The 12361-nt window shown below is 43.5% G+C and carries 6 protein-coding genes and 1 pseudogene; 6 read left to right on the top strand and 1 reads right to left on the bottom strand.

What is annotated here, in order from left to right; genetic code table 11:
- Positions 1–5: 5 nt before the first annotated feature.
- From AB2N10_RS06080 to AB2N10_RS06065, 4 genes and pseudogenes are all read left to right on the top strand, one after another.
- Positions 6–5805 (top strand): annotated as a pseudogene (locus AB2N10_RS06080) (beta-ketoacyl synthase N-terminal-like domain-containing protein).
- A 24-nt stretch (positions 5806–5829) separates the two neighbouring features.
- Positions 5830–7443, top strand: coding sequence for a PfaD family polyunsaturated fatty acid/polyketide biosynthesis protein (locus AB2N10_RS06075; protein WP_354625332.1), 1614 nt, complete (start codon positions 5830–5832; stop codon positions 7441–7443).
- Between the two features lie 8 nt (positions 7444–7451).
- Complete coding sequence (locus tag AB2N10_RS06070) at positions 7452–7889, top strand: VF530 family protein (RefSeq protein ID WP_354625331.1); 438 nt, start codon at positions 7452–7454, stop codon at positions 7887–7889.
- A gap of 5 nt (positions 7890–7894) precedes the next feature.
- Complete coding sequence (locus AB2N10_RS06065; protein ID WP_369434486.1) at positions 7895–8530, top strand: DUF1294 domain-containing protein; 636 nt, start codon at positions 7895–7897, stop codon at positions 8528–8530.
- A gap of 2 nt (positions 8531–8532) precedes the next feature.
- Here the strand turns inward: AB2N10_RS06065 and AB2N10_RS06060 are convergent, their stop codons facing one another.
- Positions 8533–9516: an integron integrase gene (locus AB2N10_RS06060; RefSeq protein WP_369434485.1), complete on the bottom strand. Its 984-nt coding sequence runs from the start codon at positions 9514–9516 to the stop codon at positions 8533–8535.
- Positions 9517–10163: 647 nt separating this feature from the next.
- Between AB2N10_RS06060 and AB2N10_RS06055 the strand changes: the two genes are divergently transcribed.
- Positions 10164–11696, top strand: coding sequence for a transposase (locus AB2N10_RS06055; protein ID WP_354623034.1), 1533 nt, complete (start codon positions 10164–10166; stop codon positions 11694–11696).
- A gap of 196 nt (positions 11697–11892) precedes the next feature.
- Positions 11893–12195, top strand: coding sequence for a hypothetical protein (locus AB2N10_RS06050; RefSeq protein WP_354625207.1), 303 nt, complete (start codon positions 11893–11895; stop codon positions 12193–12195).
- The last annotated feature ends 166 nt before the right edge of the window (positions 12196–12361 follow it).

Genomic DNA, 12361 nt, shown 5'->3' with positions numbered 1-12361 from the left:
ATTATATGGAAGATATCGCCGTTGTTGGTATTGCAAATCTATTTCCGGGATCAACGCAGCCAGATCAATTTTGGCAGCAATTATTGGCTAAAAAAGATAACCGAACAACGATTTCTGCGACCGAGTTAGATGCGCAACCGACGGCATATTACGGTAAAAAAGGCGAGAGCGATAAGTTTTACTGTATGTCGGGCGGCTATATCCGTGATTTTATTTTTAATGCCGATCCCTTCTCGGCAAGTGGCTTAGATAGCGGTTATCTTGACCAATTAGATGCGCTCAATAAATGGGCGCTGTATGTTACAGAACAAGCATTACAAGATGCGGGTTACTGGGGCGCACCACAACTGCAACAATGTGGCGTGATTTTGGGTAATCTTTCCTTTCCAACGCAAAGCTCAAATCACCTTTTCTTACCCCTTTACCATCATGTTGTCGAGCAAGCCTTACAACAGTTAAGTGCAGATAACTTCAAGCTGGCTAACTTCACGCAAGCTAAAGCCGTACCTGCTGAGAATGGTTTAATTGCTGGTTATCCGTCGGCCTTATTGGCAAAAGCGGCAGGGCTTGGTGGCAGCCATTTTTCACTCGATGCCGCCTGTGCATCATCCTGTTATAGCGTCAAGCTTGCCTGTGATTATCTCTATACGGGCAAAGCCGATATGATGCTGGCGGGCGCGGTATCGGCGGCGGATTCGCTGTTTGTCAATATGGGTTTTTCAATTTTCCAAGCTTTCCCGGGTAATAATAACCATGCCCCCTTTGACAAAGCATCGCAGGGGTTATTCGCAGCACAAGGTGCTGGGATGATGGTGTTAAAACGCCACCGTGATGCGCTACGCGATGGCGATAAAATTCATGCCATTATAAAAGGGGGAGCATTATCTAATGATGGTAAAGGGGAATTTGTTTTAAGCCCTAATAGTAAGGGGCAGATCTTAGCTTATCAACGCGCCTATGATGATGCACAGGTGAGCCCGCGTGATGTCGATTACATCGAGTGTCATGCCACGGGGACACCCAAGGGCGATAAAGTTGAGTTAAGCTCAATGGAAAGCTTCTTTAGCCGTTACGATAATAAGCCCTTGCTCGGTTCTGCTAAATCGAACCTTGGGCATCTTTTGACGGCTGCGGGCATGCCGGGCATGTGTAAAGCAATTTGGGCGTTAAACGAAGGGATTATTCCTGCAACGATCAGTTTACAAAACCCCATCAGCAGCAAATTAGGCTATTTTACGGCCGCGCAGATCCCAACGGAAACCACACCTTGGCCATGTAAGGCGAATATCCCGACCGCAGGCGTGAGTGTATTCGGCTTTGGTGGCAGTAATGCCCATCTTATTTTACAGCCGGGAAATACCCCTTTTGTAGCCAAGGCGCAGCAAGTTAAAGCGCGAGAACCCCTAGCGATTATCGGTATGGATTGTTTAGTTGGCTCAGTAAAAAACCTTGCGCAATTTAAAGAGTTGATGGATTGCGAGGGCAATCTCTTTACTGAATTACCTGCACAGCGTTGGCTGGGGATGGAGAAAAATGCCAACTTGCTCGCGACCTTAAATCTGCAAGGTGCACCGAAAGGGGCCTATGTGGACAGTTTTGATATTGACTTCCTTCGCTTTAAAATTCCGCCCAATGAGCGCGATTGTCTTATTCCACAGCAGCTTATGATGATGAAAGTCGCTGACAATGCCGCCAAGGATGCAGGACTACGTGTTGGCAGCAATGTTGCCGTGTTGGTTGCGATGGGGGTGGAGTTAGACCTGCATCAATATCGAGGACGCGTTAATTTAGCAACGCAAATTGCGCAAAGTTTGCAGGAGCAGGGGATACATTTAACCCCACAGCAGCAACAGGAACTCATCGCCATTGCCAAGCAAAGTTTAGGATCTCCTGCCCAGTTAAACCAATACACCAGTTTTATTGGTAATATTATGGCTTCTCGGATTTCGGCGTTATGGGATTTTTCTGGCCCTGCCTTTACTATTTCCAGTGAAGAAAATTCCGTTTACCGCTGTATCGAGGTTGCTGAAAATCTCATGCAAACCACTGCGGTCGAAGCCGTGATCATCGCCAGTGTGGATCTTGCTGGCTCCTTAGAGAATGTCTCTCTTCGTCAACGTTTTGCTCCGCTCTGTGGTGATGCCAATGTGGCTGCTGATATCTTACAGGCAAAGGGTTGGTTAGTTGGTGAAGGCGCAGGGGCTTTTGTTGTTAAAGCGCAATCGGCACTCAATGGACAAACATCTTATGCCACCATTAATGCACTCAGCTTTTGCTGACGGTGTGGACAGTGATGCGATTATCAAAGCCAGTGAACAAGCCTGTGCGTTGGCAAATATTACTGCACAGCAAATTAGCTATGTTGAGGCCTTTGCCAGTGGCGTTGAACGTGAGAATCAAGCGGAGAAAAGCGCCTTTGCGAAACGTTACCCCACAGCGAAAATTGCCAGTGTTAAAAGCCAAATAGGCCATCTTTATAATGCTTCAGGCATGTTTAGTGTGCTTAAAACTGCGCTATTTTTAGATAAAAAAACAGCGCCAACTTTTTGTGCGATCAATGGCTTAGGACAAGATTTAAGCTGTGCGCATTTGCTCTTGGCCTCCAGTGCAACCGCGCAACAAAGCGCTGTCATGCCTTCGCCTAATCACTCTCCCTCGCTAATCAAAGCGATTCATTTAGGGGGGCGTGATATTCAGCAAACCATTATTGAACAGGCGAACAATCCACTGTTTAGCACAATCAAAAAACAGATTCAGGGGCAATGTTTAGCACCTCTGAGTACGCCAATAAATTTAGGATTACTGCAAGTGCCCGAAACAGACAAAACCGAGTTAAGTGAAGAGATAAAAATGCCAACTGGAGTTACAATGAAGCCCTTTAGCCGTGGTGATATCTCTCAGCAAACGCAAACCCACCAAGCTTTTTTGCGAAATCGTTTAGCGGCGCAAAGACAAATTGCCAAGCTGATTACATTACAGACGCAGTTGCTGAGCGAACAACCGATTAACGTAAATTCACAGCCACTCTCTGAGACTGCACAGGAGGGGCAACATAGCGCGCCACTGTTTGCAATAAAAGGGGCGCAGGGCTACCACTATCCGCCACTGCAATTACGTGAATGTTATAACAAACCGCAGCGGGTGATTTTCGATAGTGCCGATTTAGTGGAGTTTGCCGAGGGAAAAATCAGCCATGTTTTTGGCCCTGATTATGCCGTGATTGATAACTATGCGCGCCGTGTGCGCCTTCCTACCACGGATTATCTATTAGTTTCGCGTGTCACCGCCTTGGATGCTACTATCAATGAATATCGTCAATCGTCAATGGTGACGGAGTATGATATTCCCGTTGATGCGCCATTTTTAATTGACGGGCAAATACCTTGGTCGGTCGCCGTTGAATCAGGGCAGTGCGACTTAATGCTGATCGCTTATATCGGTATCGATTTTCAAAATAAAAGTGAACGTGTTTATCGTTTACTTGATTGCCAATTAACCTTTTTAGAAGAGATGGCCTTTGGTGGTGAAACCCTGCGTTATGAAATTCATATCGACTCCTATGCGAAAAATGGTGAGCAATTGCTGTTTTTCTTCCACTACGACTGTTTTGTTGGTGATAAAAAAGTCCTGATCATGCGTAACGGTTGTGCGGGTTTCTTTACCGATGAAGAGCTTGCCGATGGCAAAGGGGTGATCCATAACGATAAAGATAAAGCGCAATTTGCCAATGCCAAAAAGCACGACTTTCAGCCATTGATTAACAGCACGGCTCAACAGTATGGCTTAACGCAAATGTTGCACCTTGTCGATGGCGATGTGGCGGCCTGTTTCGGTGAACAATATGATCAACAGGGGCGTAATCCGTCACTCAAATTTTCGTCACAAAAATTCCTAATGATTGAACGGGTGACAAAAATCGATCCCCACGGTGGACACTGGGGGCTCGGCGTATTAGAAGGTCAGAAAGATCTCGCGCCAGACCATTGGTATTTCCCGTGCCACTTTCAGGGTGACCAAGTGATGGCAGGGTCGTTAATGTCGGAAGGATGCGGACAGTTGGTGATGTTCTACATGCTTTGGCTTGGTATGAATCGTGATGTCAATAACGCCCGTTTTCAGCCGATGGCCGGTGAGCAGCAAACCGTACGTTGCCGTGGTCAAGTACTGCCACAACACAATACCCTGACCTACCGTATGGAAGTGACGGAAATCGGCATGTCACCGCGTCCCTTTATGAAAGCAAACATCGATATTTTACTCGATGGTAAAGTGGTGGTGGACTTTAAAAATCTTTGCGTTGAAATTAAAGAGCAGGATAGTCATTCTCCCTATCCCGTTACGTTGCCGAATAATGTGCGACTGATAAAAAAAGCGCCGCCGTTAAAAGCTCCCAGTGTCAGTGTGGAGCAGGCCCTCAATGAGCTAGAAAATCACATCGGGGAACTCGATAGTGATGCGCTGCATGAACTCGAAGATGTCCTCATTCATGATAATCATGCCACTGTTGATGAGCGTGGCATTAATCCCTTTAAACACCCTCATCGGCCATTAATGCGCGTTGAGTCGGATTTCAGTGCGCCACAAAATAAAGGCGTTATCCCAATTAAACATTTTGCCGCCCCCTATGTTAAAGGGCAAAATCGCGTGCCAGATAGCGCCCCCTTTACACCGTGGCATCTTTTTGAGTTTGCAACCGGTAATATCAGCAACTGTTTTGGCCCTGATTTTGATATTTATAATGAGCCGGGTAAACAGCGTATTCCACCGCGCACCCCCTGTGGTGATCTACAGGTGGTGACGCAGGTTGTGGATGTACAAGGTAAACGGTTAGATTTTAAAAACCCAGCGAGTTGTACCTCTGAATATTATGTCCCAGAAGATGCGTGGTATTTTAGTAAAAACAGCATTGATAACTGGATCCCATATTCAATCATCATGGAAATCGCACTGCAACCCAATGGCTTTATCTCTGGCTACATGGGCAGCACCTTAAAATACCCAGAAAAAAATCTCTTTTTCCGTAATCTAGATGGCAGTGGTGATCTGATAAAACAGATTGATCTACGTGGTAAAACCATCGTTAACAAATCGCTGTTATTATCAACCAGCATGGCAGGTGGGGCGATCATCCAAAGTTTTACCTTTGATTTGCTCGTAGAGGGAGAAACCTTTTACCAAGGCAGCGCGGTGTTTGGCTACTTTAGTGCTGAATCCTTAACCAATCAGCTGGGTATCGATAACGGTCAAATCAGTCACGCTTGGTTTGTTGATAACAACATACCCGCCGCACAAATTGAACGCTTTGATTTAAGCGATGCCGCGATGCCACTATTCCATGCGCCAGCGACGCAGCCCCATTACCGTTTGGCGGGTGGGCAACTGCATTTTGTCGACCACGTTGCCATTGTCGAAGGCGGTGGTAAAGCGGGTGTCGCCTATATTTATGGGGAGCGTACCATTGATGCTAGCGATTGGTTTTTCCGCTACCATTTCCATCAAGATCCGGTTATGCCCGGCTCCTTAGGGGTTGAGGCGATTATCGAGTTATTGCAGGTTTATGCATTGAAAAACGGTTTAGGCGCGCAGTTTAATAATCCCCGTTTTATCGCACCAGTGAGTAAGGTTGAGTGGAAATACCGTGGACAAATTACCCCGCTCAATAAACAGATGAGTTTAGATGTGCATATCACGGCGATTATTCACGATGCGCAGGAAATACGCCTGATCGGGGATGCTAACTTAAGTAAAGATGGTTTACGCATCTATCAAGTTAAAGATATTGTACTGAGTATTATTGAAGCGTAATTGCACGCAAACTTTGGAAAAATTATGTCACTGTTAACGTTTAATAATAAAAATCAAATCGATTGGGCTTGGCAAGTCGATTCAGCTGCGCTTAGCTGCGACGATCGCGCCATTAAACAGGCACTAATGGATTGCAGCAAACCCCTTTACCTTGCGCAAATTAATGGTCAGATTGGCGTGGCACAACAGACCATTGCAGTAGGGGGGCAAGCCGTATTGGCCTTTGCACAGGCCGTCTTACCAGAAGATTTAGGCGATCCTGCCTTTAAACAACAGCACAAGGTGAACTATGCCTATCACGGTGGTGCAATGGCGAATGGCATCGCCTCCGTTGAGTTAGTGATTGCCCTTGGTAAAGCAGGTTTTTTATGCTCCTTTGGTGCAGCAGGATTAGTGCCCGATGTGATTGAAGCGTCGATTAAACGGATTCAAGCGGCCTTACCAAATGGCCCCTTTGCCGTTAATTTGATTCACTCCCCGAGTGAAGAAGCGCTTGAGTCGGGTGCTGTCGAGCGTTTTTTAAAATTGGGCGTTGATACCGTTGAAGCTTCTGCCTATTTAGCCCTTACCGAGCATATCGTTCATTACCGTGTGGCAGGATTATCGCAACAGGCAGATGGCTCTGTGCATATTGCTAATAAGGTCATTGCTAAAGTATCGCGTACTGAAGTCGCCAGTAAATTCATGTCGCCAGCACCACAAAAGCTCTTAGATAAACTGCTTGCGCAGGGGAAGATAACCCCATTACAGGCACAACTAGCACTAAGTGTACCGATGGCCGATGATATTACCGCGGAAGCGGATTCTGGCGGGCACACCGATAATCGCCCATTTTTGACACTATTACCGTCGATTATCGCCCTACGTGATGAAATACAAGCCCAATACAACTATAAAACCCCGTTACGCGTTGGTGCAGGAGGGGGGATTGGTACACCTGAAGCGGCGCTTGCGGCATTTAACATGGGCGCGGCATATATCGTCCTTGGCTCGGTTAACCAAGCCTGTATCGAAGCGGGGGCTTCGCAGCATACACGACAACTATTAGCCAATGTTGAAATGGCTGATGTCACTATGGCTCCGGCAGCAGATATGTTTGAAATGGGCGTTAAATTACAGGTGGTGAAACGGGGCAGTATGTTTGCCATGCGCGCCAATAAACTCTATGAGCTTTACAGTAATTACAATGCGATTGAAGAGATCCCCGCCGTTGAGCGAGAAAAAATAGAGAAACAAATTTTTCGACAAAATTTAGATGATGTCTGGGCTACCACCGTTGCTTTCTTCCATGAGCGCGATCCGGAGATGTTGGCGCGTGCGCAGCATAATCCGAAACGTAAAATGGCACTGATTTTCCGCTGGTATTTAGGGCTCTCTTCACGTTGGTCAAATATCGGGGAAAAAGGACGAGAAATGGATTACCAAATTTGGGCTGGCCCAAGTTTAGGCGCCTTTAATAGCTGGGTCAAAGGAACCTATTTAGCCACATACAGCGAGCGACGCGCCGTTGATGTTGCGCTACATTTATTGACAGGCGCGGCCTATTTACAACGTATAAATCTATTAAAAATGCAGGGTGTCTCATTACCGAGTCATTTACTCAGTTATCGCCCCGACACACCGTTTTCCACACTATAAGGTCGCCAATGTCAGCCACTAAATCGAATAACCCATTATATGGGCTAAAGCTCGAACAGCTACTAACTGAAATTTCTGACCATTATGGTTGGCAGCTATTAAGTGAAGCGTTGCAAATTAACCGTTTTCAATTTCATACGGGCATGAAATCGACTGCTAAATTTTTGCGTGTCAATGAGTGGGCAAGGATAAAAGTGGAGAACTTTTATCTCTATCAATATAAACATTTTCCCTATCCCGATGATAAACAGTTAGCCATTCCTCCGCGGGATCGTCACATCCCCCTAGAGCAACTGCAACAAGGCACTGAGCCAGCAGAAATTACGGCAGAGGTGATAGCACAAATCGAACGACTCAGTGATGATGGCATGTTGGGCGTGGCTAATAAATCAGAAAAACAGCAACAAGAGCCGCCCTACGATCCCAGTAATCCGTGGAATCAATAATTGCGATGAATTATCAAGGCAAAATTGTTAATTGGAATGACGACAAAGGGTATGGTTTTGTGCAACCTAATGGTGGGGGCGAACGCGCATTTGTGCATATTAAAGCATTTACTGCGCGCGATCGTCGTCCTACGGATGGCGAGCTGATTGTCTACGAATTAGTTAAAGAGAAAAATAATCGCTTTCGTGCGTTCAATATAACCTTTGCGCGTGCAAACGTGAATGCCAATCGCACGAATAAAAAGAGTCAACAAAGTGCCTTTGCGACCTATTTTACGACTGTTTTTAGTTTAACCTTGCTGGCTGTTATCTTACTTGGAAAATTGGCCCCTTTTATTGGTGGAATATACCTCTGTATGAGTGTTGTTGCCTTTATTGCCTATGCCAGAGATAAGTCCGCCGCACAAGCAGGACGATGGAGAATTCAGGAAAGCACGTTACATCTTTTTGCATTAATAGGTGGTTGGCCTGGCGCCTTTATTGCGCAAAAAATATTACGTCATAAATCCAGTAAGCGTGAATTTAAAATCACTTATTGGTTCACGGTCATACTTAATCTCACTGCTTTAGTTTACTTGCAGTCTGATATAGGGATTCACTTTGTGAATAAGGTGCTAATGCCACTCATAGCGGCGATATAGTTTCACTGATCAATAGGGCTAACAATTCCGCGCTCATGTAAGCCGACAACATGTAAATAAATTTGCGTAGTGCTAATATCACTGTGTCCTAGCAACTCTTGAATATTACGTAAATCGGTGCCTGCTTCTAATAAACGCGTTGCAAAACTGTGCCTAAAAGTATGACAACCTGCTTTTTTCATCAACCCCATTTTGTTGATGGCCTGTTTGACACTGCGCTGTACAGATTGCTCAGAGATATGATGTCTTCGGGTAATATTAGTGCGCGGATCAATTGATAAGGTACTGGCAGGAAATAGATACTGCCATTTATCTTCAAATTCAGCATTTGGATATTTTCTTGCTAATCCATTGGGTAGATAGACACTACCAAACCCATTTAGCAGATCTTGTTGATGTAATAGTAAACTCGATTCTATTTCGCAACGAAGTGGGGCGAACAACGCTTGCGGTAATAGTGTCCGTCTTGATTTATCCCCTTTAGTTTCGCGAACCAAAATGCATTTTGCAGTAAAATCGATATCTTTAATGCGCAATCTCGTTGCTTCAGATATACGCAAACCACAACCATACATTAATTGAGCCGCTAACTTTGCTTTATCATTAAGTTGCGTAATAACATGTTGGGCTTCTGTATGCGTAAAAACCGTTGGAAGCTGCCTTGGTTTAACGGCATAACTGAATTTTAACCCTTTAATATCAATCCTTAAAAATTCTCGATACATAAATATTAATGCATTCAGTGCTGTTTTCTGTGTATTACTACTGACGTTACGGGTAACTGATTGATATTCTAAAAAAGCTTCAATCTCAGCATTAGCCATCTCTTTCGGGTGTTTAAGCTGATGAAAACGAATAAAACTTAATATCCAAAAACAATAGGTTTTTTCCGTTTTAAAGGCGTAATGACGACTGCGAATAAAGATACGAAATTGATCCATAAAACGGGGGGAATTAGCCGCGATCGGAGGACGAACATCATACATAAATTTCTCCTCAAAAAATAAATATGTATTTATACACAGTAGTATGGTGCGGGTTTACGAATTTATCCAATATTTTACGTCGCCGTGCAGGTTATATTTGTTAACATTCTAATTTGCTATATAAATTAGATGGTGAGGTCATTATTTCAAAAGGTGATAGGTGGCAGTGTCATACCTATCTCAAATAGCAGTATGTTATAAAGCAGAATTAACCAATTGAATTTAATGATTATTTATCTTTTTTTATGGTTTTGAAAAATGAGATAAGTGGCACTGAGTTTTACGTCACCGTGCAGGTTATATTTGTTAATATTCTAATTTGCTTTATAAATTAGTGGGTTAGGGCATGATTTCAAAAAGGTGATAGGTGGCAGTGTCATACCTATCTCAAATCAAAGTTTTTACAAATAGTTAGCGAACTGATTGATTAAATGATGATTAATAGATATTGTGATGATCATTTTAAATAAGATAAGTGGCGCGGTGCATTACATCATGCCACTTATAAAGCTGTTGAGGCTGTAGAATTTCTCCAAAAAGACCGTTTTTACGTTGTTTTTCATTTAATGAAAATTGTATAAAAAATGTACTTGCATGCGCTGATCGGCTGTGATCTAATAGTTATTATTCGCTCAGAGTGAAACGTCATGGCTAATTACAAACCAGACCTATCTTGTCAAAGTAAATTCATCCCGATTGACTTTGCACAGCAAATTCTCCCCGGTACATTTGAGTACGCACTTTCCCATATCGTTGATAAGCACCTTGATTTAAGCACCTTTGATGATTGGTACAATAATGACAATGGCGGTGCAGCTGCTTATCCACCTTCTGTTATGCTAAAAATCATCTTGTTCGGTTACTCTCGTGGCCTTGTTAGTAGTCGCCGTATCGCAGACGCGTGTGAGCGTAATATCACCTTCATGAGTTTATCGGGTGATGTACAGCCACATTACACGTCAATCGCCAACTTTATCTCCAAAATGAAAGATAAAATCGAGCCGCTTTTTACCCAAGTCTTAATGATATGCGATAAAGAAGGGTTGATAGGTCGTCACATGTTTGCGATTGATGGTTGCAAGATAAGCAGCAATGCGAGTAAAGAGTGGAGTGGTACATTTGCAGAGCTTGAACGCAAACAACGCAAGTTGCAACGTGCTAGCCAACGCATTATTGCAAGACATCAGGCACAAGACGGTCTTAATGAAGATGAACGCCAACATGACCTAAAACAGAAACAAAAATTAGATGAAAGTGCCAATAAAATTAGTGCGTTCCTTGCGAGTAATAAAGAGAAAATAGGTAGTCGAAATAAACCAGTAAAAAGCAATATCACCGACCCAGATAGCGCCAAGATGACCACCAGTAAAGGGACGATTCAAGGTTATAACGGTATTGCTATCAATGATGATAAACACCAAATCATAGTGCAAGCGCAGGCATGGGGCTCGGTAGGTGAGCAGCAGACATTGAAGCCCGCGGTTAAGCAGTTGCAAGAACAACTTACGAAGCTAGGTACACCCGATACCTTTAAAGATGCCAAGTTCAGTGCTGACAGTGGTTTCCACAGTGAAGTGAACCTTGAGTTCATGGCCACGACAGGGTTAGATACTTATATAGCAGATACCGCATTTAGAAGCCGCAATCCTTTATTCCAAACCAGTCAAACCTATCAAACAGAACAAGAAAAACGGCGATTAAAACGCAGTAAAGGCAGAGCGCGACTATTTACTAGTCACGATTTTTACTTTGATGAAACGGTCTCAAGTTGCCGCTGCCCAGCAGGTAATGAAATGTGGTTAAGTGTTAAAAATGTTGAAACGGCAGGTCGGCAATACGTTCGTTTCTCAGGTTATTTAAAGGATTGCCGGGCCTGCGTACTACAAAAGCAATGCATGCGCAACGCGCCGACTAAACAAGGCAGACAAGTCCAGTTTGAAATCAATAAAAGCACCAAACCTATATCTTATAGCGATAAAATGCGGGTGAAAATAGACAGTAGCCCCGGACGGCGACAATACAGTAAACGGTTAGGTGCAATAGAGCCGGTATTTGGCAATATTACGGTCAATAAAGGGATGAATAAATTCACGCTGCGCGGGCAAGAGAAAGTGAATGCGCAATGGCAGATGTACTGTTTAGTGCATAATATTGAGAAGTTAAAAAACAGCCTGCATTAACCCAAGGGCGATGCCTTAACATCGAATACCCCCGCCTAATTAAGCCAATTCAGCGATATATCACTCAATTTAATCAGTCAGTTATTAAAAACAGAATATTTAATTGAATATCAATAAATTATGAATTATTGTGTTTTTTATTTAAAATAATCAGGCTGAAAATGAGAAATTCTACAGCCTCGTTAGGCATTAAACAATGAAATCATCTCCAATGAAAATTCCAGAAGATAGAGGTAAAGTATTTAGATTAATTCTTAGTACAATTGTATTTTCTCTAGGGCTTTATATTTCATTTGTTCTGTTAAAAGGGATAATGAATGGAGAAATGTTTTCTAAATTTTCGGTATATACAGACAGTGTTAACATTTCTGAGAAAGTAGATCCTAAAGGGTTTTGGATTACTGCGTCGTTCAATGTTCTTATCGCTAGTGCTTTATTTTATCTGTCTTTAGCGGAAATGCTTTATACATTTAAAAAATATAGAAGTCGTGAGAAATAATGCCTAACAAACAAGAATAGGTGTTGCGCAGCCGACACCTTATTCGGGTGTTGAACAAGCCCGATTGGGAATTGCTTCTCTTTATAGTAAATAGTGGATTTTGCTGAAGGCTAAATTTAATTTGTCACTTTTCTTTAGGCGAGTTTCGCTAATATACAATTGATAG

The sequence above is a fragment of the Psychromonas sp. MME1 genome, assembly GCF_041080865.1.
Lineage (GTDB): Bacteria > Pseudomonadota > Gammaproteobacteria > Enterobacterales > Psychromonadaceae > Psychromonas.
Note: the sequence above shows the minus strand (reverse complement) of the source record. Positions and strands in the feature narration are given on the sequence as shown.